This is a genomic window from Sphingomonas sp. 77B (genome assembly GCF_056497825.1).
The window spans coordinates 15441-38521 of record NZ_JBWMBY010000001.1 but is presented as its reverse complement, the minus strand read 5'-3'; the positions used below and the strand labels follow the sequence as shown (position 1 = coordinate 38521).

The following is a 23081-nucleotide window of genomic DNA, read 5'->3' as shown; positions in this document are numbered from 1 at the left end:
GGGCTTTAACGGTACGGCGCATCGGCGGCAAGGTTCGCCGCGATCGCGCTTTCCCAGCGGTCACCGTTATCGAGCAATTTCGACTTGTCGTAGATCAGCTCTTCGCGGGTCTCGGTCGAAAATTCGAAGTTCGGACCTTCGACGATGGCGTCCACGGGGCAAGCCTCCTGGCACAGCCCGCAATAGATGCACTTGGTCATGTCGATGTCGTAGCGCGTCGTGCGGCGGCTGCCGTCGTCGCGGGGTTCCGCCTCGATCGTGATCGCCTGAGCGGGGCAGATCGCCTCGCACAGCTTGCACGCGATGCACCGCTCCTCGCCATTGGGGTAGCGACGCAACGCGTGCTCACCCCGGAAGCGCGGAGAGATGGGGTTCTTCTCGTACGGATAGTTGATCGTCGCCTTCGGTTTGAAGAAGTAGCGAAGGGTCAGCGCATGGCCCTTCACGAACTCCCACAGCGTAAAAGCCTTGACGTACTGAGCGACGCTCATGCCGGAACTCCCACGCGCGCATACATCAGCACGCCAGACACCAAGAATACCCAGAACAGCGACACCGGCAGGAACACCTTCCAGCCCAGCCGCATCAGCTGGTCGTACCGATAGCGCGGTACGGTCGCCTTCACCCAGGAAAAGACGAAGAAGAAGAAGCACATCTTAAGCAGCAGCCAGACGATGCCCGGCACGACGTAGAGCGGCGCCCAATTCAGCGGCGGCAGATAGCCGCCCCAGAACAGGATCGCGTTCAGCGCGCACATCAGGATGACGTTGGCATATTCACCCAACCAGAAGAGCGCAAACGACATCGAGCTATATTCGGTCTGGTAGCCCGCGACGAGCTCCGACTCCGCTTCGGTCAGGTCGAACGGCGCGCGCTGCGTCTCGGCCAGCGCCGAGATGAAGAACATGATCGCCATCGGGAAGAGCAGCGGGTTCAGGAAGAAGCCGTTGACGCCCGTGTTCAGCACGCTCTTCTGTGCCTCGACGATGGTCGTCAGGTTGAAGCTGCCCGACCACATCACCACCGAAATCAGGATGAAGCCGATCGCGACTTCATAGGACACCATCTGCGCGGCCGCACGAAGCGCCGAATAGAAGGGATATTTCGAGTTCGACGCCCAGCCCGACAGGATCACGCCGTATACGCCCAGCGACGAGGCCGCGAGAACATAGAGCAGGCCGACATTGATGTTGGCGACGACCACGCCCGGCTGGAACGGCACCACCGCCCAGACGATCAGCGCGACCGTGAAGGTGATGATTGGCGCCAGCAGGAACAGCCCGCGATTGGCGGCGGCCGGAACGATGGTTTCCTGCAGGAAGACCTTCAGACCGTCGGCAAAGGACTGGAGCAGGCCGAAAGGACCGACCACGTTCGGACCACGGCGCAGCGCCATCGCCGCCCAGATCTTGCGGTCGACATAGATGACCATCGCCACCGCAAGCATCAGCGGCAGCGCAATCGCCAGGATCCCGACCAGCGTCGCGATCGTCCAGGCCCAGCCATAAGGAAGGCCGAGCGTCGTGTTGAAAAACGCGGTCACTCCGCTGCCTCCGCATAGCTCTCACCATGGATCAGTTCGGCCGAGCAGCGCTGCATCGTCGGGCTGGCGCGGCAGATCGCGTTGGTGAGGTAGAAGTCCTTGATCGGATAGCCCTCGATCGTGCCCGACGCGGTCGCGTTCAGCGACGGCGCGGACCAGTCGAAGGTGACGAGACCGACCTGGCCCAGCGCGGGAACCTCGGCGGCCATGGCGGCGCGGAGTTCGTCCAGCGTGTCGAACGACAGGGTCTGGCCCAGCACTTCGGACAGCGCGCGGAAGATCGTCCAGTCGTCGCGCGCGTCGCCCGGCGCGAACACCGCACGGTCGCCGCGCTGCACCCGGCCTTCCAGATTGACCCAGGTGCCCGACTTCTCGGCATAGGTCGCGCCCGGCAGGATGACATCGGCGTGATGCGCACCCTTGTCGCCATGATGGCCGACGAACACCTTGAAGCTGCTGCCGAACTTGGCGAAGTCGACCTCGTCGGCACCCAGCAAGAAGGCCAGCTTCGGCGCGGCCGCAACCACGTCGGCGATGCCGCCCTTCTGCGCATAGCCGAGCATCAGCCCGCCCATGCGCGCCGCCGCCATGTGAACAACATTATAACCGTTCCAGGCCGAGCCATCTTCCAGCGTGCGCACCAGATTGAACTGGTCGACCAGCTTCAGGCTCGCGCCATGCGCCCCCTTCAGCGCACCGCCACCGACGACCACCATCGGACGCACGGCCTTGCCGAAGAGCTCGGTCACGGCCTCGGGCAAGTTGCCCAGCACCGACAGATCGGCACCCAGCCATTCGACCTTGTAGGTCAGGTCGGTCTCGGGACCGATCGCGAAGACCTTGGCGCCCTTCTTGATCGCCTTGCGGATGCGGGTGTTTACCAGCGGCGCTTCCCAGCGCAGGTTGGTGCCGATCAGCAGGATCGCATCGGCCTTCTCGACGCCCGCGATGGTCGTGTTGAAGTTGACCGCGGCCAGGCTGGACACGTCATAATCCATGCCGGTCTGACGGCCTTCGAGCAGGGTCGAACCCATCTTGGCGAGCAGGGCCTTGGCGGCGAACATCGTCTCGCAATCGACCAGATCGCCGGCGATCGCGGCGACGCTCGAACCGGCGTTCACGTCCCGAATCGCGGCGAAGGCCTCGTCCCAGGTGGCGGGAACCAGCTTGCCGTCGCGGCGGATGAACGGACGGTCGAGACGACGACGGACCAGGCCGTCGATCGCGTGACGCGTCTTGTCGCTCGCCCACTCCTCGTTCACCTCGTCATTGATGCGCGGCACGCAGCGCAGCACCTGACGACCCCGGCTGTCGAGGCGGATATTGGTGCCGACCGCGTCCATCACGTCGATGGCGAGCGTCTTCTTCAGCTCCCAAGGACGCGCCTCGAACGCATAGGGCTTGGACGTCAGCGCGCCCACCGGGCACAGGTCGACGACATTGCCCGACAGTTCGCTCGACACGGCCTGTTCGAGGTACGAAGTGATCTGCATATTCTCGCCGCGGTAGATCGCGCCGATCTCCTCCACGCCCGCAACCTCTTCGGCGAAACGGACGCAGCGGGTGCACTGGATGCAGCGGGTCATGACCGTCTTGACGATCGGACCCATATACTTCTCGGTAACGGCCCGCTTGTTCTCGTCATAGCGGCTATGGCCCTTGCCATAGGCCATGGACTGATCCTGCAGATCGCACTCGCCGCCCTGATCGCAGATCGGGCAGTCCAGCGGGTGGTTGATCAGGAGGAATTCCATCACGCCTTCGCGCGCGGCCTTCACCATCGGGGTGGTGGTGAAGATTTCCTGATTGTCCGCCGCCGGAAGCGCGCAAGACGCCTGCGGCTTGGGGGGGCCAGGCTTCACCTCGACCAGGCACATGCGGCAATTGCCCGCGATGGACAGCCGCTCATGATAGCAGAAGCGCGGGATTTCCTTGCCCGCAAGCTCACAGGCCTGGAGCACGGTGGCACCCTGCGGCACCTCGATCTCGACGCCGTCGACTTTGACCTTAGGCATTATTCGGCAGCTTCCATCATCGGGGCGTTGCCGCCCGTCTCGCCTTTGCGTTCGCGAATGCGGCGTTCCATCTCCGGGCGGAAGTGGCGGATCAGGCCCTGGATCGGCCAGGCCGCCGCGTCGCCGAGCGCGCAGATGGTGTGGCCTTCGACCTGCTTCGTCACCTGGAACAGCGTGTCGATCTCGGACACATCGGCGTCGCCGGTGCGCATCCGCTCCATCACGCGCCACATCCAGCCAGTGCCTTCACGGCACGGCGTGCACTGGCCGCAGCTCTCATGCTTGTAGAAATAGGACAGACGGCTGATCGCGCGGACGATGTCGGTCGACTTGTCCATAACGATCACGGCCGCCGTGCCGAGGCCCGATCCGACCGCCTTCAGGCCGTCGAAATCCATCGGCGCGTCCATGATTTCGGCGGCGGGCACCAGCGGCACCGAGGAACCGCCCGGGATCACCGCGAGCAGATTGTCCCAGCCGCCGCGAATGCCGCCGCAATGCTTCTCGATCAGCTCGCGGAAACTGATCGACATGCTTTCCTCGACCACGCAGGGGCGATCGACATGGCCGGAGATCTGGAAGAGCTTGGTGCCCTTGTTGTTCTCACGCCCGAAGGAGGAGAACCACTCGGCCCCGCGCCGCAGGATGGTCGGGGCGACCGCGATCGATTCGACGTTGTTGACCGTCGTCGGGCAGCCATAGAGGCCTGCACCCGCCGGGAAAGGCGGCTTAAGCCGCGGCTGGCCCTTCTTGCCCTCCAGGCTTTCGATCATCGCGGTCTCTTCGCCGCAGATGTACGCGCCGGCACCGCGATGGACGAAGACGTCGAAGTCGTAACCCGAGCCGCAGGCATTCTTGCCCAGGAAGCCCCGGTCATAAGCCTCGGCGACTGCCGCGAACAACGTCTCGGCCTCGCGGATATATTCGCCGCGGATGTAGATATAGGCCGCCCGCGCGCGCATTGCGAAGCCCGCGACCAACGCGCCCTCGATCAGCTTGTGCGGATCGTGGCGGATGATCTCGCGGTCCTTGCACGAACCCGGCTCCGACTCGTCGGCGTTGATGACCAGGAAGCTCGGCCGGTCGGGGCGCGGTTCCTTGGGCATGAAGCTCCACTTCATGCCGGTCGGGAAGCCCGCACCGCCGCGCCCGCGCAGACCCGAAGCCTTGATGACGTCGATGATCTTGTCTTGGCCCAGCTCCAGCAGCGCCTTGGTATTGTCCCAATCGCCACGCTTCATCGCCGCGTCGACGTTCCACGGCTGATAGCCGTAGAGATTGGTGAAAATGCGGTCCTTGTCAGCGAGCATTATGCGCCCCACTCCCCGCGATAGTCGTGATTGTCGCCGACCATGGCGGTCAGCGTGGTCGGGCCGCCGATCGGCTCGACCGTGTGGCGACCCGGCTCCTGCGTGCCGGTCTTCGGGCTCTCGCCACGGGCCAGCGCTTCCAGGATCGTGACCGTGCGGTCGTAATCCAGATCCTCGTAATTATCGTCGTTGATCTGGACCATCGGCGCGGAGGCGCAATTGCCCATGCACTCGACCTCGGTCAGCGTGAACAGGCCGTCGGGCGTGGTCTTGCCCTTAATCAGCCCCTTGTTCTTGCACGCCGCCAGCACATCGTCCGACCCGCGCAGCATGCACGGCGTCGTGCCGCACACCTGGACGTGATAGCGGCCGACCGGCGCGAGGTTGAACATCGTGTAGAAGGTCGCGACCTCGTAGATGCGCATATACGCAACGCCCAGCTGACGCGCGACGAACTCGATCACCGGAACCGGCAGCCAGCCTTGCGTCTGCGTCTCCGCACCGACCTGACGCTGCGCCAGATCGAGGAACGGGATCGAGCAGGACTGTTCGCGTCCCTTGGGGTAGCGCGCGAGGATCTCGTTCGCTTTCCGCTGGTTCTCGTCGGTCCAGGCAAAATTGCCCCAGCGGGCGCGGACTTCGGCCTCGTCGGGGATGTTGGGTGCGTCAGCCATTAGCGGTCACATTCACCAAAAACGATGTCCATCGCGCCCAGGATCGCGGTCGTGTCGGCCAGCATGTGCCCCTTGGACATGAATTCCATGGCCTGGAGATGGCTGAACGCGGTCGGGCGGATCTTGCAGCGATAGGGTTTGTTGGTCCCGTCGGAGACGAGGTAGACGCCGAACTCGCCCTTGGGGCTTTCGGTCGCGACATACACCTCACCGGCGGGAACGTGATACCCTTCGGTATAGAGCTTGAAGTGGTGGATCAGCGCTTCCATCGAGCGCTTCATCTCGGCGCGCTTGGGCGGCGTGACCTTGCGGTCGGTGGCGAGCACCGGCCCCTCGGGCATCTGCGCCAGGCACTGCTTCATGATCCGGGCCGACTGGCGCACTTCCTCGACGCGCACCATGAACCGGTCATAGCAGTCGCCGCTGGTGCCCACCGGCACGTCGAAGTCCACCTTGTCATAGGCGTCGTAAGGCTGCGACTTGCGCAGGTCCCACGGAATGCCCGAGCCGCGGATCATCGGGCCCGAAAAGCCCCACTTGATCGCGTCCTCGCGGTTCACGACCGCGATGTCGACGTTGCGCTGCTTGAAGATGCGGTTGTTGGCAACGAGGCCGATCGCATCCTCGAACAGCTGCGGCAGACGCGTATCAAGCCAGTCGGCGATATCGGTCAGCAGCTTGAGCGGCACGTCCTGATGGACGCCGCCAACGCGGAAGTAATTCGCATGCATGCGCGCGCCCGAGGCCCGCTCATAGAAGTTCATGCAGTCTTCGCGGATTTCGAACATCCACAGATTCGGCGTCATCGCGCCGACATCCATCACATGGCTGCCCAGGTTGAGCATGTGGTTCGAGATACGCGTCAGCTCGGCGAAGAACGTCCGCAGATATTGCGCGCGCAACGGCACCTCGAGGTCGAGCAGCTTTTCGACCGCGAGCACATAGCTGTGCTCCATGCACATCGGCGAGCAGTAATCGAGGCGGTCGAAATAGGGCAGCGCCTGCGAATAGGTCTTGTATTCGATCAGCTTCTCGGTGCCGCGATGCAGTAGGCCGACATGCGGATCGACCCGCTCGACGATCTCGCCGTCCAGCTCCATGACGAGGCGAAGCACGCCGTGCGCCGCGGGATGCTGCGGGCCGAAGTTGATCGTATAGTTCTGGATCGACACGTCGCCCGTGGTCGGGTCGGCCGCGTCGGTCTTGTGGAGCAGTTCGTCGACGTAGTCGCTCACTGATTCTGTCCTCCGCCCTTGCCCGGCACGACGTCCGGGTCCTTGGGCTTGTCCTCGGCCTTGTTGCCCGGGTGCGGCTGACCCGCGCCCGTCTGCTTCGGCGCTTCGGTGGTCTTGGCCTCGGCGGCCTTGGGCATCGTGCCCTTCTCGTCGCCCGGCAGGACGTAGTCGGCGCCTTCCCAGGGGCTCTGGAAGTCGAAGTTGCGGAAGTCCTGCGCCAGCTTCACCGGCTCATAGACGACGCGCTTTTCCTCTTCCGAGTAACGCAGCTCGGTATAGCCGGTCAGCGGGAAGTCCTTGCGCAGCGGATGGCCACGGAAGCCGTAATCGGTCAGGATGCGACGCAGGTCGCTATTGCCCGAGAACAGCACGCCGTACAGGTCATAGACCTCACGCTCCAGCCAGCCCGCGACCGGCCACAGCCCCGTCACCGACGGAACCGGCTTGTCCTCGTCGGTCGAGACATGGACATGGAGGCGGTGGTTGCGGGTCAGCGAGAGGAGGCAATAGACCACCTCGAAACGCTCGTCGCGCTCCGGGTAATCGACGCCTGCGATTTCCATCAGCTGCTGATATTCCAGCCCCTTGGTATCGCGCAGCGCGGTCATCGCCGGGACCAGGTTCGCACGATCGACGACCAGCGCGACCTCACCGACATGCTCGCGCGCATCGACCAGCCAAGGGCCGAGCGCGGCGCGCGCGGCATCGATCACGCCGTCATTCGCGGCGAAGCGGGGAGCAGGCGCCCTCACCGTTCGATGCTCCCGGCGCGGCGGATCTTCCGCTGCAGCTGCATCACGCCGTACAGCAGCGCTTCGGCGGTCGGCGGACAGCCGGGGACATAGATATCCACGGGCACGATCCGGTCACAGCCGCGCACCACCGAATAGCTGTAATGATAATAGCCGCCGCCATTGGCGCAGCTGCCCATCGAGATGACGTATTTCGGGTTCGACATCTGGTCGTACACGCGACGCAGCGCCGGAGCCATCTTGTTGCACAGCGTGCCCGCGACGATCATCACGTCCGACTGGCGCGGCGACGCGCGCGGCGCTGCGCCGAAGCGCTCCATGTCGTATCGCGGCATGTTGACGTGGATCATCTCCACCGCGCAGCATGCCAGACCGAAGGTCATCCACCAGAGCGAGCCGGTGCGCGCCCACTGGAACAGCTCCTCGGTCGAGGTGACGAGGAAGCCCTTGTCGGTCAGCTCGCCGTTCAGCCCGTCGAAAAAGCCCTGATCGGGCTGAATGACGGCCTGGCCATCATGGGCTGCTCCGCCATGGGCCTGCGGCTTGAACTCAACCGGACCGGAGTGAAGATTTACTCCCAATCCAACGCTCCCTTCTTCCACGCATAGACGAGACCCAGCGCGAGCTCGCCGATGAAGATCATCATCGAAAACCAGGCGGTCCAGCCGAGGCTGAAGACACTGACCGCCCAGGGGTACAGAAACGCCGCTTCCAGATCGAAGATGATGAACAGGATGGCGACGAGGTAGAAACGCACGTCGAACTGGCTGCGCGGGTCTTCGAACGCGGGGAAGCCGCACTCATATTCGGACAGCTTCTGCTCGTTGGGCTTATGGGCACCCGTCAGGCGCGCCACGAGCATGGGCAGAAACACGAAGGCCGTCGACAGAACCAGGGCAACGCCCAGGAACAGGAGGATCGGCAGATATTGCGACAGATCGACCAAGTTTTTCTCTCGCAGATGCGGAACTGGATGCGGATGGCTTTAGGCCGATGGGTCGGCCGGAGCAAGCCAGCGGAGGCATGAGAATGAATCGCAACTGAACCGTGCCATTCATCCCATTCGACGGAATTTCAGATGGGATTTGATAGGATTAAGCGCAATGGCAGCGAGCCGTCGCGCTCAAATTCCTTCAAAAAACCTTAACGCAGCGCGTTGGCCAGCAGCTTGTGCAGCTTGGAATGCAGGCCCTCGTTCGCGGCCAGATACTCGCCGCGCTCGAGCGACTTGTCCGAGCCGCGGAAGTCGCTGACGAAACCGCCCGCTTCGCGGACCAGCAACATGCCCGCCGCCGCGTCCCAGGGCTTCAGGCCCGACTCCCAGAAGCCGTCATAGCGGCCCGCCGCGACCCAGGCGAGGTCGAGCGCGGCCGAGCCGAAGCGGCGGATACCGGCAACCTGCGGCGCGATCGCACCGAAAATACGGCTCCACTGAACGAAGTCGCCATGACCCAGGAACGGGATGCCGGTGGCGATCAGCGCCTCGGACAGGTCGCGGCGCGACGATACGCGCAGGCGGCCGTCCTGCAACCAAGCGCCCCGGCCCTTTTCGGCCCAGAAGCTCTCGTCGGTCAGCGGCTGATAGATCAGGCCGGTCGTGACCTCACGCTTGCCGTTGGCCAGCGGCTCCTCGACGGCGATCGAGATGGCGAAGTGCGGGATGCCGTGCAGGAAGTTCGAGGTGCCGTCTAGCGGATCAATGATGAAGCGCGGCTTGGACGGATCGCCCTTGATCTCGCCGCCCTCCTCCATGAGGAAGTTCCAGTCGGGACGCGCCTTCTTCAGTTCCTCGAAGACGGTTTCCTCGGCGCGCTTGTCGGCCATCGACACGAAGTCGGCAGGGCCCTTGCGGCTGACCTGGAGGTGCTGAACCTCGTTGAAGTCGCGGCGGAGACGCGGGGCGGCCTTGCGCGCGGCGCGTTCCATGATGGTGAGAAGCCCGGAGTGCGAGGCCATGATCGTCCTTTCGATCGCGCCGCTGCTTGCCCAGGGCGCTGCAATTGAAAAGGCCCGCCGCGAACGACGGGCCGGGACGGCGGATGACGGGGTCGCGCTCAGGTCGCGCCGGTCATCCGCCGATCGTGCTTAGTCCGCGCGGCGGACGTAGGTCTGTTCGTACACGTCGACGACGATGCGCGTGCCGCTGGCGATGTGCGGCGGCACCATCACGCGGACGCCATTGTCGAGGATCGCGGGCTTGTACGAGGAGGAGGCGGTCTGCCCCTTCACCACGGCATCGGCCTCGACGATCGTCGCTTCGATCTGGTCGGGAAGCTGGACCGAGATCGGCTTTTCCTCGTGCAGTTCCATCACGACGTCCATGCCGTCCTGCAGGAAGGCAGCGGCATCGCCCAGCAGGTCGCGCGGCAGCGTGATCTGCTCATAGGTTTCCTTGTCCATGAAGGTCAGGTCGTCACCCTCGGCGAACAGGAACTGGAAGTCCTTGGTATCCAGGCGGACGCGCTCGACCGTCTCGGCGGAGCGGAAGCGGACGTTGGTCTTGCGGCCGTCGATGAGGTTCTTCATCTCGACCTGCATATACGCACCGCCCTTGCCGGGCTGGGTGTGCTGAATCTTCACGGCGCGCCAGATGCCGCCTTCATACTCGATGATGTTGCCGGGACGAATGTCCACGCCGCTGATCTTCATGGGTCTTCAACCTGCTGGAAAGAGCGAAGGACACCGGCGCGAGAAACGCGATCCGGCCTCCTGTGTCGGCCGCTTTAGCTCGAAGCGGTCTTTCCGGCAAGCAGCGGATAGGGATCAACCGGCTCGCCCTGATACCAGCCGTCCCCGGCGCGCATCCAGTTGACCGCGAAATGCAGATGCATGTTGCCCGCCCCCGCATTGCCGGTGTCGCCGACATAGCCGACGACCTGCCCCTGCTTGACCGACTGCCCCTCGGCCAGCCCCGGCGCATAGCCTTTGAGGTGGGCATAATAGAGCATCCAGCGGCGGTCGGGCGAACGGATATACAGGGTGTGACCACCGCGATCGCTGTCGAACAGCTTCTCGACCGTGCCGGACAGCGCGGCGACGACGGGCGTTCCGCTCGGCGCCATAAGGTCGAGCCCCTGATGCTTGCGCTTGCCCCCCTCGCGCGGATCGCCCCAGTCGTGGTGGAGCGCGGAAACCGGGTAATTGGCGATCGGCATCGCCAGCGCCGCCGAGCTGCCCGTCGCCGCCTGTCTGGCGGGGGCCGCAACGTCAGGCACCACGACCTCGCCCGAGCCGAAGGACAGCATCGACAAGAAGCCACCGACCACGATCACGATCAGCGCCAGCATCACCCAACCAAAACGCGACAATGGCCCCCTGCCCCCGGCCCGACTCATCGGGTCGCGCCCCTCGCCGCACCCACCATCGGCTGGTGCGACGCATCGGCGCTGGGCCGATCGGCCGCCGGATGCGTGCCCACCGCGACCAGTGCCATTGCCACGCCGCCGACAAGGGCGATTGCCAGTCTCTTCACGCCCGCTCCTTACCCCGTGGATCGCTCACAGGGTAAACGCGAAGCCTCGGCGCTTGTTTCCGATGCGCAACGGCTATGCCGGAAGGAGGTTCAGCCTAGAACCTCGCCAAAGGCCTTGATCGCCGCGGCCTCATCGCCGTTCCAGACCGCCCCCGACACCGCCAGGAAATCCGCGCCCGCCTTGACCAGCGGCGCGGCATTGGCGGGGGTGATGCCGCCGATCGCGACGCAGGGCAGTTCGAACAGCGTGGACCACCAGGACAGGACCACCGGCTCAGCCCGATGCTTCGTCTCCTTGGTGGTGGTCGGGTAAAAAGCGCCAAAGGCGACATAGTCCGCGCCATTCTCGCCCGCCTGCATCGCCAGGTGACGGCTGTCGTGACAGGTCACGCCGATCTGTACCGTCGGGCCCAGCACGTCGCGCGCTTCGCGGGCGTCGCCATCGTCCTGGCCCAGATGCACGCCATCCGCGCCCAGACGCTTGGCCAGGCTGATGCTGTCATTGACGATGAAGGCGACCTCGCGGTCGGCGCAGATACGCTGGAGCGGCTCGGCCAGCTTGGCCGCGGCGTGCTGGTCCATGTCCTTGACGCGGAACTGGAAGGCCGCAACCGGCCCGGCATCGAGCGCGCGCGCCAGCCGGTCGGCAAAGCCGCCGGTCACGTCGAGCGGCGAGATCAGGTAAAGCTGGCAGGGCGGCCGCCGCATGTCGCGCACAAAGGCGTCGGCGAATTGCGGATCGAGGGGGCCCAGGGGATCGTCTTCAAGCGTCATGCCCCTCCCCCTAGCGCCTGACACAGCGTCCGTCACCTCCCCGGCGCGGACGGGGAATGGGCGTCCCGGTTCCCCAACCGGAACGCCCAACCCTAGCAAGAACTTATTCTTCGTTCTTGTAGATCGCGATCAGCTTGTCGAGCATCGCCAGCGCCTCGTCGCGCGGACGCTGGAAGGTGTTGCGACCGATGATCGAGCCGTTGCCGCCGCCGTCGCGGATATCGCGCGCGTCCTGATAGACGGCATCGGCACCCTTGGCGGCGCCACCCGAGAAGACGACGATGCGGCGGCCCGCAAAGCTGGACTGGACGACGTGGCGCACGCGGTCGGCCTGGTTGGACCAGTCGGTGCCCTCATAGACCTTCTTGGCCTCGGCCTGTTCGATATGGTCGCTGGGCAGCTTCACCTTGATGATGTGCGCGCCGAGCAGGGCTGCCATGTGCGCCGCATAGGCACCGACGTCGAGCGCCAGTTCGCCGTCCTTGGTCAGCTTGCCGCCGCGCGGATAGCTCCAGATGACGGTGGCCAGACCCGCCTCCCGCGCCTCGGCCGACAGGATCGCGATCTGGTCCATCGCATCGAAGATGCCGTCCGAGCCCGGATAGATGGTGAAGCCGATCGCCGAGCAGCCCAGCCGCACCGCGTCCTGCACGCTGCCCGTCACGGCTTGCGTGATCGACGTGCCCCAACTGTTCGAGCTGTTGATCTTCAGGATGGTCGGGATCTGGCCCGCGAAGGTGTCGGCTCCGGCCTCCAGCATGCCCAGCGGCGCGGCATAGGCCGACAGCCCGGCGTCGATCGCCAGCTGGAAATGGTAATGCGGGTCATAGGCAGGCGGGTTGACCGCGAAGCTGCGCGCCGGGCCATGTTCGAAACCCTGGTCGACCGGCAGGATGATGACCTTGCCGGTGCCGCCCAGCTTGCCCTGCATCAGGATGCGGGCGAGATTGGCCTTCACCGCGGCGGGCGTGCCTTCGTACTTGTCGAGAATGGCCTTCACGGTCGGGGTCATCATGTCTCTCCAGATTGGTGTCGGGCTATAAAGGTGTCAGAGCATCAGCCAGCGGCGCAGCGCCTGGTCGACCTGCTCCATCCGGGTGGGCGAAGCATGGCCGATGACTTTGACGATATGATTGCGCGGGATGGACAGGATCTTGTCCACCTGCACCTCGCACTCGACGGTCAGGCCGGTATGCTCGCGCGGGGAAAAGGCAACGCGGAACAGCGCCTCGCCGCCGACGACCGAGGTCATCGGGCAGACGGTGATGGTGTTGTGCGTCTCGTTATAGAGATCGGACTGAACAACCAGGAACGGGCGATGGTCATCCCCCTCGCCGCCATCACGGCCGATCGTCGCCAGCACGATGGCGGCATGCGAAATCTTCACGCTTCGGGATCCTTGGCCAGCGCGTTCCAGAAAGCGAAATCCTCGGCCGTGTCGCGCTTCGACGCACGGGTCGACTGGCGGCGGGCTTCGCGACGATAGGCCTCGTCGTGCAGGTCGACATAGCGGCGCACGGCTTCGCGGGCGATATCGCTCTTGCTGCGCCCCTGGGTGCGCGCGACAGCCGCCAGCCGCTCTTCCAATTCGGTATCGAGGCGGACGCCGAGCATTGCCACTTCCTTCGTTTAACGCGTTTAACCTAGCAAGTCGGACAAGTGGGATCAAGCGGTCTTGCACGGCAGAGCCGGGTGGATCATCCTGATCTGGGGCAATTGGGGGGAGTGGGCATGGCTTGGCGTCGATGGATTGCGGCGGCGGCGCTGGCCGTGGCGTCCACGGGTTCATCGGCGCTGGTGCGGTCGGATCCGAAGGTAGGAGAGATGGCCCCCGATTTCGACCTGACGCTGATCGACGGCACCCATGTCCGGCTGGCGGACCTGCGCAGACAGGTGGTCGTGCTGAACTTCTGGGCGACATGGTGCGGGCCGTGCCGGGCGGAACTGCCGCTGCTCGACAAATATTATCGCATCCAGGGGCCACACGGGCTGAAGGTCTTTGCGATCGCCACCGAGGATTCGGTGCCGGTCTACAAGCTGAAGCCCTTGTTCGCGACGTTGGCCATGCCGTCGGCCAAACGGATCAAGGGGCCGTACAACACGCTGGGCGCCGTACCGACCAACTATATCATCGATCGCGCCGGACGCGTGCGATACGCACAGGCGGCAGCATTCGATTTGGATGACCTCAACCGACTGCTCGTGCCGCTGCTGAAGGAAACCCCGCCGCCCGAGGCGACGGGGTCATAGGCTTTTTTCCTCCCCTGCAAGGGGAGGTGGCGGGCCGAAGTCGTGACGGAGGGGCGTCACGGCTTGTGGCCTCGCCCCTCCACCATGCTTCGCATGATCCCCCTCCCCATCGAAGATGGGGAGGATTGAAGGTCACGCCATCAGCGCGGCGACGCCGGGGAGGTCCTGGCCTTCCATCCATTCCAGGAAAGCGCCGCCCGCCGTCGAGACGAAGGTGAACTGCGTCCCCACGCCCGCCTGATTGAGCGCGGCGACGGTATCACCGCCGCCCGCGACCGAGACGAGGCTGCCGTCCTGGGTCAGTGCCGCCGCCGTCTTGGCGAGTGCGACGGTCGCCATGTCGAAGGGCGGCGTCTCGAACGCGCCGAGCGGGCCGTTCCAGACGAGGGTGCGGCAGTTCTTGAGCACGTCGCCCAACGCCTCGATCGCATTGGGGCCGAGGTCAAGGATCATCTCGTCGGCGGCGACTTCGTGGACATTGACGGTGCGAGTCTCGGGGTTCGGCTTGAACTCCTTGGCGACGACGACGTCATAAGGCAGGTGCACGGTGCAGCCTGCCTTGTCGGCGGCGTCGAGGATTTCCTCCGCCGTGCCGGTCAGGTCATGCTCGCACAGCGACTTGCCCACATCGACCCCGCGCGCGGCGAGGAAGGTGTTGGCCATGCCGCCGCCGATGATAAGGTGATCGACTTTGCCGACCAGATGCTTGAGCACGGCGAGCTTGGTCGAGACCTTGGCCCCACCGACCACCGCCGCGACCGGATGCTCGGGCTTGCCGAGTGCCTTTTCCAGCGCGTCGAGTTCGGCCTCCATCGCGCGACCCGCGAACGCCGGAAGCTGGCGCGCCAGCCCTTCGGTCGAGACGTGCGCGCGGTGCGCGGCGGAGAAGGCGTCATTGACGTACAGGTCGCCCAGCTTGGCCATCTGCGCGGCCAGCTCGGCGTCGTTCTTTTCCTCACCCGCATGGAAGCGGGTGTTTTCCAGGATCGCGATATCGCCGGGGTTCAGCGTCGCGACCGCGGCCTCGGCCGCCTCGCCTGCGACGTCATCGATGAAACGCACCGGGCGGCCCAGCACGTCGCTGTACGGCTGGGTCAGCATCGCCAGCGAATAGTCGGGGTTACGCTGCCCCTTGGGCCGGCCGAAATGGGCCAGGATCAGGACGATCGCGCCCTTGTCGGCCAGTTCCGTCACAGTCGCGATCGTCGCGCGCAGGCGGGTGTCGTCGGTGACGCGGCCATCGGCCATCGGCACGTTCAGATCCTCGCGAACCAGCACGCGCTTGCCGGACACGTCACCCATATCATCGAGCGTCTTGAAGGCCTTGGTCATGATTCCTCGATCCTGATGTTATCGCCGATGCGGATCGTGCCGCCCTCGACCACGCGCGTGCATACGCCGCCGCGCCAGTCGGGGGTCAGGGCCGCGCGCAATCCGTCGGCGATCGCGTCCATGCGGTGGCACGGATCGCATTCCATGGTGATTTGCAGAAGGACAGGCCCGATACGAAGCCGGGTGCCCGGAATTTGGGGAAGGTCGAAATCCTCGACCAGCAGGTTCGCGCGGCGCTCCTGCCAGGGGATGTCGCGGTCGATCTCGGCGAGTGCGGCCTCCCAGTCGGCGCGCTCGATCAGCGTCACCTGACGCCGCCCGCGACCGCCGGGCTTCACCTGCCCGCGCACATCGCCTTCAATACCGCCGTCCAGGGTGACGATGGCGGTATCGATCACCTCCATCGGTCCCTTCGGCACGGCATGGCGGGCGATGCCGGCCAGACGCCCGGTCATCGCCCGCCCGTCCGTCATCAGAGGAACTTCGCCATCGCGGTCGCGGTATCGACCATGCGGTTCGAGAAGCCCCATTCATTGTCGTACCAGGACACGACACGCACCAGCTTACCGTCGATCACCGCCGTCTCCAGGCTGTCGACGGTCGAGGACTGCGGCGAGTGCATCAGGTCGATCGAGACCAGCGGCTCGTCGGTATAGACCAGCACGCCCTTCAGCGCCTCGCTCTCCGAGGCGGCCTTCAGGATCGCGTTGACCTCTTCCTTGGTCGTGTCACGCGCGGGCGTGAAGGTCAGGTCGACCAGGCTGACGTCCGGGGTCGGCACGCGGATGGCCGAGCCGTCCAGCTTGCCCTTCAGTTCCGGCAGAACCTCACCCACCGCGCGGGCAGCACCCGTGGTGGTCGGGATCATCGACATGGCGGCGGCGCGGGCGCGGCGCAGGTCGGGGTGGATCTGGTCGAGGATCTTCTGGTCGTTGGTATAGGCGTGGACCGTGGTCATCAGACCACGCTCGATGCCGATCGCATCGTTCAGCACCTTGGCGACCGGCGCCAGGCAGTTGGTGGTGCACGAGGCGTTCGACACGATGGTGTGATCGGCGGTCAGCTTGTCATGGTTGACGCCGTACACGACGGTCAGGTCGACATTCTTGCCCGGCGCCGAGATCAGCACCTTCTTGGCGCCCGCCGCGATGTGCTTTTCGCACGACGCCTTGTCGGTGAAGAAGCCGGTGCACTCCAGGACCAGGTCGACGCCCAGTTCCTTGTGCGGCAGGTTCGCGGGGTCACGCTCGGCGGTGACGCGGATGCGCTTGCCGTCGATCACGATGTCGTTGCCCTCGGCCGAGACTTCACCCGGATAGCGGCCGTGGATGCTGTCGCGGCTGAACAGCCAGGCGTTGGACTTGGCGTCGGCGAGATCGTTGATCGCGACCAGTTCCAGCGCGCCCTCGCCACGCTCGAGGATCGCGCGCGCCACCAGGCGGCCGATGCGGCCGAAACCGTTGATTGCAACCTTGACCGTCATGCCAGCAAGCTCCTGTCTCTTACGGGCCGTGCCTTGGACGGCACCGCCCCCGGTTGGATGGATCGTCGAGTGATTCCATCGTTCGCGCCACGCCTTTCGGAGGCGACGGGTTCGCTGTCAACCGCCGCGACGCGGCGAACCGTCCAATTCCGGGTTGCCGCGTGAAACCAGCCTGCTAAGCCCGTTTCATGCCCGAACCCATTGCCGACGACGTCCTTTCCTCCGTCGAACGGATCGACCACGCGATCGCCCGCATCGAACGGGCGATCCGAACCCGCGCCGCCAAGGAAGACGCGCTTGCCCGCCGCCACGCCGCGTTGAAGGCGCGCATGGCCGAGGCGGTGAGCGCGCTCGACGACGTCATCAGCCGGGGGAGCGCCGCCTGATGGCCGAAGTCACGATCCTGGTCGGCGACCGCCCGCACACCGTCTATTGCCAGGACGGCGGCGAGGACCGCGTGCGGATGCTGGGCCAGATGCTCGACCAGCGCTGGTCGGCGGCCCTGCGCGCCTCGGGCGGCCATAATGGCGAGCGGGCGTTGCTGTTCGTATCGCTGATGCTGGCCGACGCGCTGGAAGAGGCGGAGCGGCGCCCTCCGGCGGGTGCGGCGGTCAGTGAGGCGGCGCTCGCCCGCATCGCCGAACGGCTGGAGGGGCTGGCCGATGCGCTCGACGAAGAAGGCCGCTCGGAGGATGGGCGCCCTTGAGTAACGCGGAGTCCTCGCCTACATGGGTCGGCGGCGGGCTCTGCCCGGTACGAGCCACGATAATCCCTGAGGCTATTCTTCATCCAAGGGGGCTGTCCCTGCCCGGACCCTGGTCCGACGTACATGGTCCCCACCTGACGTATTGGGCGTCGGTGGATATTACGGCAAACGGCCATGGCGGTCCCGCCACCCGCCTTCTCCTGACATGATCGACAAGCGCGCCCTGCGCGCCCGGATGCGGGCGGTGCGCGATGCGCATGGCCCCGGCCTGCTGCCGGTGGCGCGGCCCTTTCTGGATCGCCTGCCCCCCAATCAGGTCGTTGCCGCCTATCGACCGCTCGGCGCGGAGGCGGACCCGGCCTTGTGGGTCGAAGCAGCACTTCATGCCGGTGCGACGATCGCCCTGCCCCATGTCACCGACCGCGCCAGCCCGATCCGGTTCCTGACATGGGCGGACGGCGAAGACCTAAGCGTCGGGGCCTTCGGGCTGCACCAGCCCGCTGCCGATGCTCCCGAATGCCGCCCCGACATCATCCTGGCACCCCTGGTCGGCTTCGACCGGCGCGGAAATCGGCTGGGACAGGGCGCAGGGCATTATGACCGCGCCTTCGCGGCCAACCCCGATGCCTGGCGCGTCGGCATCGCCTGGGGCGTTCAGGAGGTTGAGGAACTGGTGCCCGACAGCTGGGACGTGCCGCTGCACGCCATCGCCACCGAATCGGAATGGATCGTCCCATGACCCCCAGTTGGCGCAAACCCGCCGGAATGCTGCTGATCGTCGCGATCATCATCGCCTGGGCGGCGCTGGTCGCCAGCCTGTCGGGCATGGTCGGCCAATGGCATTGGGTGTTGCAGCTGGTTTTCTATGTCGTGGCGGGGATCGTGTGGATCACGCCGATGAAGCCCCTGCTGCGCTGGATGGAGGGCGGGCGCTGAGGCGGGGGTCTGGACCGCGCTCAGACTGAGCGGGTTTTGCGATAGGCCTGAGCCTTTTGAGGTTTCCGCACACCACCACGGCCGTTCGCACTGAGCGAAGTCGAAGTGCACGCCCCACGCTTGCCCATGTACGGCTGGCGGCCCCAGCGCGCGTTTAGCATGGCCTTCGACTGCGCTCAGGCTGGACGGGGGGTGGGGATGTTGGAAGCAGGGCTTCCAGAAACAGAGCAGCGCATACACCGAGGCTAGCTCACACCAAAGTGAGCACCCAGCCCAATCATGTCTGCTGAAAACAAAAGCGCCATCCCGAAGGATGGCGCGAGTGACGGGGCTCGAACCCGCGACCTCCGGCGTGACAGGCCGGCGCTCTAACCAACTGAGCTACACCCGCTTGAAAGCCATACGATGCCAACCATAATCGGCATCAGCCCCAATGGGGATTTCGATATTTTCAGCCATTCCCACAAGGAGAGTGGCGCGAGTGACGGGGCTCGAACCCGCGACCTCCGGCGTGACAGGCCGGCGCTCTAACCAACTGAGCTACACCCGCTGAAAGCGTCGAGGCGCGCCAACTAGGCGAGCCTCCCGAGCCTGTCAACGCATCATTTCATTTTTCTTGCGGAACGTCCTGCGGATCGGTTTCACGGTCGAGATGGGTGAGCGTTCCATGCTCGAACAGGAAGCCTGCAATATCGGGCTTTCCGGCGGCCTTCAGGACGGTTTGCAGGATGATGAGCAGCGGCACCGCGAGCAAAGCCCCCAACGTGCCCCAGACCCATCCCCAGAAGCTCAGCGAGACCAGGATCAGCACCGGGCTGATGGTCAGGCGGTGGCCGACGATCAGGGGCGTGATGAGGTTCGCCTCGATCAGGTGCATGCCGTACATGATCGCAGGGGGGGCCAGCGCGACCCAGATGTCGCTGAAGGTCATCAGCCCCCCCACCGCCAGCAACAGCGCGCCGATCACCGGCCCGAAATAGGGGATGTAGTTCAGCAGCGCGACAATACCGCCCCACATCAGCGGATAGGGCATGCCGAACAGCGACAATGCGCCCGCCACCGCCCCGCCCAGCGTCAGGTTGATGATGGTGATGGTGCCCAGATAGGCCGAAACATCGTCCACGACCTCCTGGATCACCCGTGCGGTCGCCATCGCGCCGTCGAAGCTGGTGCGCCCACGAATCGTCTCCTTGCGCATCCGGGTCCAACCCGACAGCACGAAGAAGACGACGAGGACCCCGAACAGGAACTGGACGATCAGCCCCGGTGCCGAGGTCGCCGCCAGCTCGAGGATCGAGCTGGGGGGCGAGACAGCGGCGGTCTGCGGCTGGCGGATCGGGGTCGAGGCGACCTGGCGCAGCGCCTTGTTCACATAGCGCTCGAGGCTGGAGTAAAGATCGAGCAGTGGTGCCAGATTGTCCTGGATACGCCCGATCCGGCTGGGCAGCAGGCGGAAGAAGTCGGTCGCGGGCACGATGATCGCGGCCAGCGCGATATTGGCGACGATCAGAAATAACAGGACGCACATCAGCGCCGCCAGCGCCGAGGGCACGCGCCGCCGCTCCAGCCATTCCAATATCGGGACCAGCGCGATCGCGATGACCAGCGCGGTGGTCAGCGGCAGGAAGAATTCGGCCCCCTCGTGCAACGCGAAGGGCAAGGCCAGGATGAAGCCCGCCCCCGCCGTCAGGGTCAGCCCGGCCAGCAGCCGGTCGCGGCGCATGGCGATCCGCACCGCATCGCGCGGCCCCACCCCTACCGGCGTTCCCAGGACCGAATCACCGGCCGGATAGGCCTTGTCGATCAGCTCGTCTTGCGCGTCACTCATGACAGTCACGTTAGCGGCTTTCCGAACGCAGGAAAGCCGCTAACGCCGCCATTTCATGACGTTTTGGTAATGTAGAAGGATGCCGTCGCCTTACCAGGCGCGGGGAATGCCGCCAGTGCGCTCGGCCACCGCATTTTCGATCGACTGGAGCTGGGTCCGGCTGAGCACCCCCGCCTCCATCAGGTGGCGCATCAGCTCCTCGGTCAGGGCCGCCAGGAAGTGCAACTCGGCGCGCTCAGAGACGCCGTCTTCGTTCAAACCGTCCATCGCCTTCTCCCAGATCGTTGCCGACTGTGTAGCGAGCCCCCCAACAGCGTCAAAGCCCTTTCAGGCCGACCGACATGACCCGAAGGCCAAGCCATTATTGACGTTTACGTCAACGTACAGCATCACGCCGATCATGGACCGCGATACCCCTCCCCGTTTCACGCCCGAGCAACTGGCCCAGGGCCTGGTCGCGCTACTGGATGTCGAGGAGATCGACACCGACCTGTATCGCGGCGCGCGACGCCCCGGCGGCGAAGGGCGCGTCTTTGGCGGGCAGGTCATCGCTCAGGCGCTGCAGGCCGCCCAGCGGTCGACCGAGGCGCCGAAGACGGCCCATTCGCTCCACGCCTATTTCATGCGTCCCGGCGACGAGCGCTTCCCCATCACCTACCGGGTCGAACGCGATTTCGAGGGGCGCAGCTTTGCCACCCGCCGCGTGATCGCGATGCAGAAGGGCAAGCCGATCCTCAACCTGGCGTGTTCGTTCCAGACGCCCGAGGATGGGATGCACCATCAGGACGCGATGCCCGATGTCCCGGCGCCGGACACCCTGCCCTCCGAACGCGAACTGCTGGACAGTCTCGGCGAGCGGGTCCCCGCCCCCATCCGCGCCTTTCTGGAGCGCCCGCGCCCGATCGAGCTCCGCACCGTCGATCCGCGCCAGTTGCTCGCACCCGAACCACGCGAGCCGGTCCAGGCGATCTGGTTCCGGCTGGTCGCGCCGGTTGGCGATGATCCCGCACTCCATCGCGCCATCCTGGCCTATGCCAGCGATTTCGCACTGCTCGGCACCTCGACGCTGCCGCACGGGATCAACTGGCTGATCCATGACATGCAGACCGCCAGCCTCGACCATGCACTATGGCTGCACGAGCCGTTTCGCGCCGACGAATGGCTGCTCTACACGACCGACAGCCCCTGGGCGGGCCATGCGCGCGGGTTCAACCGGGGGCGCATCTTTGCCGCCGACGGCCGACTGGTCGCCAGCGTCGCGCAGGAGGGGCTGATCCGGCTCCGCAAACCCGCGACGCAAGCCTGACGCGTCCGTCATACGGCCCGATCGGACATACCGGCTTTAGGACGACCCTTGGGAAATCGCCGACTTCCGTCGCAAAAGCGGTGAAATGACGGTGACGGACAAGACTTTCGCTTCTAAATACCGTGGATCGCCCGCGCTGCGGCCGATGATGACGGAGGGGATGAAAAGGCATGGCGGCGACGTCCGTCGGTGAGGGGCGGAATACCGACCGCTATCTGCAAAAGCGTGACGCCATCCTGGCGGCGGCGGCACAGGTCATCAACGAGCAATCGGCCAAGGGCATGACCTTTGCCGAAGTCGCGCGTCGGGTCGGGCTGAACACGACCAGCGTCACCTATTATTTCCGCCGCAAGGAAGAGCTGGCGGCGGCGGCGTTCGAGCATACGCTGGAACGATTGCTGGAGATGCTGGCCGAGGCCGCCGGCGAAGCGACGCCGCAGGCCCGCGTCGCGCGCTATCTGTCGATCAACATGGAGCGACTGGCCCGGATCGAACGCGGCGAGGAAATGCCCTTCGCCGTGCTGTCGGACCTGCGCGCCATGGAGGAGCCGCTGCGCGGCCAATTGATGGCCGGGTGGCAGAAGGTGTTCCGCGCGACCCGCAGCCTGTGGGGCCCCGCTCCCAGCCGTGCGCATACTGACCTGTACGGCGCACGCGCCCATGTCCTGCTGGAGAATACGTTCTGGCTGCCGATGTGGCTCGACCGCTACGAACCGGACCAATATCGCCGGGTCGAGGAACGGCTGCTCGACGTGCTGACCCATGGCATCGCCGCCCCCGGATCGACCTGGCGCCCCACCATGCTTGACATGGACGCGCCGGGTGCGCGCGACGGCGAGCCCGGACGCGAGGCATTCCTGCTGGCCGCGACGCGGCTCATCAACCAGCTCGGCTATCGCGGCGCCAGCGTACAGCGCATCGCCTCCGAGCTGAACGTGACCAAGGGCAGCTTCTATCACCATCTCGACGCCAAGGACGATCTGGTCGCGGCCTGTTATCGCCGCAGCTTCGACACGATCACCGCCGCGCAGCAACTGGCCGATGCCGCCGGGGGCAGCCACTGGCACCGGCTGTCGAGCGCGATCGCGACGCTGCTCGACATCCAGTTCGCCGAGCGCGGCCCCCTCCTGCGCACCAGCGCGCTGTCCAGCCTGTCGGGCGAAGTGCGCGCGCAGATGGTCGATCGATCGAACCGGATCGCGCGGCGCTATGCGGGCACGATCATGGACGGGGTCGGCGAAGGTTCGATCCGCGCCGTCGACGCGCTGATCGCAGCCCAGGCGCTGATGGCGATCCAGAATGCCGCCTTCGACATGCGCAAATGGGCCGGAACCATGGAGCGCCCCCGCGCCATCGCGCTCTACGCTTCAACGATCCTCTATGGCATGTTCGATGACCGTTTCTTGAACTGAACCGCACAATTTGCGACAAAAGCGCGGGCAACCCGACATGATCGGGCGACAGC

Annotated in this window: 29 protein-coding genes and 2 tRNA genes; 7 read left to right on the top strand and 24 right to left on the bottom strand. The window is 65.3% G+C overall.

Annotation, left to right across the window (positions count from 1 at the left end):
• Positions 1-5 precede the first annotated feature (5 nt).
• The 17 genes from nuoI to relB all read right to left on the bottom strand — a co-directional run bounded on the left by nuoI (position 6) and on the right by relB (position 13389).
• The gene (gene nuoI / locus AC1GI4_RS00205; protein ID WP_007403979.1) at positions 6-491 is read right to left on the bottom strand and encodes an NADH-quinone oxidoreductase subunit NuoI; all 486 of its coding nucleotides are present in this window, start codon (positions 489-491) and stop codon (positions 6-8) included.
• Positions 488-1543 (bottom strand): NADH-quinone oxidoreductase subunit NuoH, encoded by a 1056-nt coding sequence (gene nuoH, locus AC1GI4_RS00200; RefSeq protein ID WP_479628117.1) that lies wholly within the window; start codon positions 1541-1543, stop codon positions 488-490. Before nuoH ends, nuoI begins: the two co-directional genes overlap by 4 nt.
• Positions 1540-3558, bottom strand: coding sequence for an NADH-quinone oxidoreductase subunit NuoG (nuoG, locus tag AC1GI4_RS00195; RefSeq protein WP_479628116.1), 2019 nt, complete (start codon positions 3556-3558; stop codon positions 1540-1542). The genes nuoH and nuoG overlap by 4 nt, the downstream gene beginning before the upstream one ends.
• Positions 3558-4868 (bottom strand): NADH-quinone oxidoreductase subunit NuoF, encoded by a 1311-nt coding sequence (gene nuoF / locus AC1GI4_RS00190; protein WP_042483195.1) that lies wholly within the window; start codon positions 4866-4868, stop codon positions 3558-3560. Before nuoF ends, nuoG begins: the two co-directional genes overlap by 1 nt.
• Positions 4868-5542, bottom strand: a complete 675-nt coding sequence (locus AC1GI4_RS00185; protein WP_479628115.1) for a complex I 24 kDa subunit family protein — start codon at positions 5540-5542, stop codon at positions 4868-4870. The genes nuoF and AC1GI4_RS00185 overlap by 1 nt, the downstream gene beginning before the upstream one ends.
• On the bottom strand, positions 5542-6777 hold the full coding sequence (locus AC1GI4_RS00180) for an NADH-quinone oxidoreductase subunit D (protein WP_479628114.1): 1236 nt from the start codon (positions 6775-6777) through the stop codon (positions 5542-5544). The genes AC1GI4_RS00185 and AC1GI4_RS00180 overlap by 1 nt, the downstream gene beginning before the upstream one ends.
• Positions 6774-7529, bottom strand: coding sequence for an NADH-quinone oxidoreductase subunit C (locus AC1GI4_RS00175; RefSeq protein ID WP_479628113.1), 756 nt, complete (start codon positions 7527-7529; stop codon positions 6774-6776). Before AC1GI4_RS00175 ends, AC1GI4_RS00180 begins: the two co-directional genes overlap by 4 nt.
• Positions 7526-8110, bottom strand: a complete 585-nt coding sequence (locus tag AC1GI4_RS00170; RefSeq protein ID WP_433910294.1) for a NuoB/complex I 20 kDa subunit family protein — start codon at positions 8108-8110, stop codon at positions 7526-7528. Before AC1GI4_RS00170 ends, AC1GI4_RS00175 begins: the two co-directional genes overlap by 4 nt.
• Positions 8101-8475, bottom strand: coding sequence for an NADH-quinone oxidoreductase subunit A (ndhC, locus tag AC1GI4_RS00165; RefSeq protein WP_056438114.1), 375 nt, complete (start codon positions 8473-8475; stop codon positions 8101-8103). The genes AC1GI4_RS00170 and ndhC overlap by 10 nt, the downstream gene beginning before the upstream one ends.
• A 197-nt stretch (positions 8476-8672) precedes the next feature.
• Entirely contained in the window at positions 8673-9485 is an 813-nt protein-coding gene (locus AC1GI4_RS00160) for an inositol monophosphatase family protein (RefSeq protein ID WP_056438117.1), read from the bottom strand.
• A 129-nt stretch (positions 9486-9614) separates the two neighbouring features.
• The gene (gene efp / locus AC1GI4_RS00155) at positions 9615-10178 is read right to left on the bottom strand and encodes an elongation factor P (RefSeq protein ID WP_058716349.1); all 564 of its coding nucleotides are present in this window, start codon (positions 10176-10178) and stop codon (positions 9615-9617) included.
• A gap of 74 nt (positions 10179-10252) precedes the next feature.
• Entirely contained in the window at positions 10253-10816 is a 564-nt protein-coding gene (locus tag AC1GI4_RS00150) for a M23 family metallopeptidase (RefSeq protein ID WP_479628112.1), read from the bottom strand.
• 44 nt (positions 10817-10860) lie between these two features.
• Positions 10861-11001, bottom strand: coding sequence for a hypothetical protein (locus AC1GI4_RS00145; RefSeq protein WP_479628111.1), 141 nt, complete (start codon positions 10999-11001; stop codon positions 10861-10863).
• Positions 11002-11091: 90 nt separating this feature from the next.
• A complete protein-coding gene (gene thiE, locus AC1GI4_RS00140) occupies positions 11092-11775 on the bottom strand; it encodes a thiamine phosphate synthase (RefSeq protein ID WP_479628110.1) in 684 nt (227 codons plus the stop codon).
• 103 nt (positions 11776-11878) lie between these two features.
• Entirely contained in the window at positions 11879-12787 is a 909-nt protein-coding gene (locus AC1GI4_RS00135) for a class I fructose-bisphosphate aldolase (RefSeq protein ID WP_433910291.1), read from the bottom strand.
• A 36-nt stretch (positions 12788-12823) separates the two neighbouring features.
• A complete protein-coding gene (locus AC1GI4_RS00130; protein WP_479628109.1) occupies positions 12824-13162 on the bottom strand; it encodes a type II toxin-antitoxin system PemK/MazF family toxin in 339 nt (112 codons plus the stop codon).
• Positions 13159-13389, bottom strand: coding sequence for a type II toxin-antitoxin system RelB family antitoxin (gene relB / locus AC1GI4_RS00125; protein WP_294274304.1), 231 nt, complete (start codon positions 13387-13389; stop codon positions 13159-13161). The genes AC1GI4_RS00130 and relB overlap by 4 nt, the downstream gene beginning before the upstream one ends.
• A 117-nt stretch (positions 13390-13506) precedes the next feature.
• On the opposite strand from relB, the gene AC1GI4_RS00120 reads away from it, so the two are divergent.
• Positions 13507-14025: a TlpA family protein disulfide reductase gene (locus tag AC1GI4_RS00120; RefSeq protein ID WP_479628108.1), complete on the top strand. Its 519-nt coding sequence runs from the start codon at positions 13507-13509 to the stop codon at positions 14023-14025.
• A 132-nt stretch (positions 14026-14157) separates the two neighbouring features.
• On the opposite strand, the gene AC1GI4_RS00115 is transcribed toward AC1GI4_RS00120, so the two are convergent.
• Genes AC1GI4_RS00115 through gap form a run of 3 tightly spaced genes read right to left on the bottom strand, consistent with a single transcriptional unit; the run spans position 14158 to position 16840 of the window.
• Positions 14158-15357 (bottom strand): phosphoglycerate kinase, encoded by a 1200-nt coding sequence (locus AC1GI4_RS00115; RefSeq protein WP_479628107.1) that lies wholly within the window; start codon positions 15355-15357, stop codon positions 14158-14160.
• Positions 15354-15830, bottom strand: coding sequence for an MOSC domain-containing protein (locus AC1GI4_RS00110; RefSeq protein ID WP_479628106.1), 477 nt, complete (start codon positions 15828-15830; stop codon positions 15354-15356). The genes AC1GI4_RS00115 and AC1GI4_RS00110 overlap by 4 nt, the downstream gene beginning before the upstream one ends.
• Positions 15830-16840: a type I glyceraldehyde-3-phosphate dehydrogenase gene (gap, locus tag AC1GI4_RS00105; protein ID WP_042483227.1), complete on the bottom strand. Its 1011-nt coding sequence runs from the start codon at positions 16838-16840 to the stop codon at positions 15830-15832. The genes AC1GI4_RS00110 and gap overlap by 1 nt, the downstream gene beginning before the upstream one ends.
• A gap of 188 nt (positions 16841-17028) precedes the next feature.
• Between gap and AC1GI4_RS00100 the strand changes: the two genes are divergently transcribed.
• The 4 genes from AC1GI4_RS00100 to AC1GI4_RS00085 all read left to right on the top strand — a co-directional run bounded on the left by AC1GI4_RS00100 (position 17029) and on the right by AC1GI4_RS00085 (position 18482).
• Positions 17029-17226, top strand: a complete 198-nt coding sequence (locus AC1GI4_RS00100; RefSeq protein WP_175311420.1) for a hypothetical protein — start codon at positions 17029-17031, stop codon at positions 17224-17226.
• Positions 17226-17546, top strand: a complete 321-nt coding sequence (locus AC1GI4_RS00095; RefSeq protein WP_294274312.1) for a cell division protein ZapA — start codon at positions 17226-17228, stop codon at positions 17544-17546. The genes AC1GI4_RS00100 and AC1GI4_RS00095 overlap by 1 nt, the downstream gene beginning before the upstream one ends.
• A 205-nt stretch (positions 17547-17751) precedes the next feature.
• Positions 17752-18285: a 5-formyltetrahydrofolate cyclo-ligase gene (locus tag AC1GI4_RS00090; RefSeq protein ID WP_479628105.1), complete on the top strand. Its 534-nt coding sequence runs from the start codon at positions 17752-17754 to the stop codon at positions 18283-18285.
• On the top strand, positions 18282-18482 hold the full coding sequence (locus AC1GI4_RS00085) for a DUF2842 domain-containing protein (RefSeq protein WP_294272252.1): 201 nt from the start codon (positions 18282-18284) through the stop codon (positions 18480-18482). The genes AC1GI4_RS00090 and AC1GI4_RS00085 overlap by 4 nt, the downstream gene beginning before the upstream one ends.
• 314 nt (positions 18483-18796) lie before the next feature.
• Here AC1GI4_RS00085 and AC1GI4_RS00080 read toward each other — a convergent pair.
• From AC1GI4_RS00080 to AC1GI4_RS00065, 4 genes are all read right to left on the bottom strand, one after another.
• Positions 18797-18873, bottom strand: a tRNA-Asp gene (locus AC1GI4_RS00080).
• 82 nt (positions 18874-18955) lie between these two features.
• Positions 18956-19032: transfer RNA gene (locus AC1GI4_RS00075), tRNA-Asp, on the bottom strand.
• A 57-nt stretch (positions 19033-19089) separates the two neighbouring features.
• Positions 19090-20310: an AI-2E family transporter gene (locus tag AC1GI4_RS00070; RefSeq protein WP_479628104.1), complete on the bottom strand. Its 1221-nt coding sequence runs from the start codon at positions 20308-20310 to the stop codon at positions 19090-19092.
• A 90-nt stretch (positions 20311-20400) separates the two neighbouring features.
• On the bottom strand, positions 20401-20577 hold the full coding sequence (locus tag AC1GI4_RS00065; RefSeq protein WP_175311425.1) for a hypothetical protein: 177 nt from the start codon (positions 20575-20577) through the stop codon (positions 20401-20403).
• Between the two features lie 133 nt (positions 20578-20710).
• On the opposite strand from AC1GI4_RS00065, the gene AC1GI4_RS00060 reads away from it, so the two are divergent.
• The gene (locus tag AC1GI4_RS00060) at positions 20711-21616 is read left to right on the top strand and encodes an acyl-CoA thioesterase (protein ID WP_433910286.1); all 906 of its coding nucleotides are present in this window, start codon (positions 20711-20713) and stop codon (positions 21614-21616) included.
• A 170-nt stretch (positions 21617-21786) separates the two neighbouring features.
• Complete coding sequence (locus tag AC1GI4_RS00055) at positions 21787-23028, top strand: TetR/AcrR family transcriptional regulator (protein ID WP_479628103.1); 1242 nt, start codon at positions 21787-21789, stop codon at positions 23026-23028.
• Positions 23029-23081: the final 53 nt, after the last annotated feature.

Coding starts and splice junctions, on each gene's coding strand:
- efp (WP_058716349.1), bottom strand. CDS start 10,178: ATGAAGATCAGCGGCGTGGACATTCGTCCCGGCAACATCATCGAGTAT.
- AC1GI4_RS00065 (WP_175311425.1), bottom strand. CDS start 20,577: ATGGACGGTTTGAACGAAGACGGCGTCTCTGAGCGCGCCGAGTTGCAC.
- AC1GI4_RS00110 (WP_479628106.1), bottom strand. CDS start 15,830: ATGACGGACGGGCGGGCGATGACCGGGCGTCTGGCCGGCATCGCCCGC.
- AC1GI4_RS00115 (WP_479628107.1), bottom strand. CDS start 15,357: ATGACCAAGGCCTTCAAGACGCTCGATGATATGGGTGACGTGTCCGGC.
- gap (WP_042483227.1), bottom strand. CDS start 16,840: ATGACGGTCAAGGTTGCAATCAACGGTTTCGGCCGCATCGGCCGCCTG.
- nuoG (WP_479628116.1), bottom strand. CDS start 3,558: ATGCCTAAGGTCAAAGTCGACGGCGTCGAGATCGAGGTGCCGCAGGGT.
- relB (WP_294274304.1), bottom strand. CDS start 13,389: ATGCTCGGCGTCCGCCTCGATACCGAATTGGAAGAGCGGCTGGCGGCT.
- AC1GI4_RS00100 (WP_175311420.1), top strand. CDS start 17,029: ATGCCCGAACCCATTGCCGACGACGTCCTTTCCTCCGTCGAACGGATC.
- AC1GI4_RS00160 (WP_056438117.1), bottom strand. CDS start 9,485: ATGGCCTCGCACTCCGGGCTTCTCACCATCATGGAACGCGCCGCGCGC.
- AC1GI4_RS00070 (WP_479628104.1), bottom strand. CDS start 20,310: ATGAGTGACGCGCAAGACGAGCTGATCGACAAGGCCTATCCGGCCGGT.
- AC1GI4_RS00055 (WP_479628103.1), top strand. CDS start 21,787: ATGGCGGCGACGTCCGTCGGTGAGGGGCGGAATACCGACCGCTATCTG.
- AC1GI4_RS00085 (WP_294272252.1), top strand. CDS start 18,282: ATGACCCCCAGTTGGCGCAAACCCGCCGGAATGCTGCTGATCGTCGCG.
- thiE (WP_479628110.1), bottom strand. CDS start 11,775: ATGACGCTTGAAGACGATCCCCTGGGCCCCCTCGATCCGCAATTCGCC.
- AC1GI4_RS00095 (WP_294274312.1), top strand. CDS start 17,226: ATGGCCGAAGTCACGATCCTGGTCGGCGACCGCCCGCACACCGTCTAT.
- AC1GI4_RS00120 (WP_479628108.1), top strand. CDS start 13,507: ATGGCTTGGCGTCGATGGATTGCGGCGGCGGCGCTGGCCGTGGCGTCC.
- AC1GI4_RS00135 (WP_433910291.1), bottom strand. CDS start 12,787: ATGACCCCGACCGTGAAGGCCATTCTCGACAAGTACGAAGGCACGCCC.
- nuoF (WP_042483195.1), bottom strand. CDS start 4,868: ATGCTCGCTGACAAGGACCGCATTTTCACCAATCTCTACGGCTATCAG.
- AC1GI4_RS00060 (WP_433910286.1), top strand. CDS start 20,711: ATGGACCGCGATACCCCTCCCCGTTTCACGCCCGAGCAACTGGCCCAG.
- AC1GI4_RS00090 (WP_479628105.1), top strand. CDS start 17,752: ATGATCGACAAGCGCGCCCTGCGCGCCCGGATGCGGGCGGTGCGCGAT.
- nuoI (WP_007403979.1), bottom strand. CDS start 491: ATGAGCGTCGCTCAGTACGTCAAGGCTTTTACGCTGTGGGAGTTCGTG.
- AC1GI4_RS00150 (WP_479628112.1), bottom strand. CDS start 10,816: ATGCTGGCGCTGATCGTGATCGTGGTCGGTGGCTTCTTGTCGATGCTG.
- AC1GI4_RS00185 (WP_479628115.1), bottom strand. CDS start 5,542: ATGGCTGACGCACCCAACATCCCCGACGAGGCCGAAGTCCGCGCCCGC.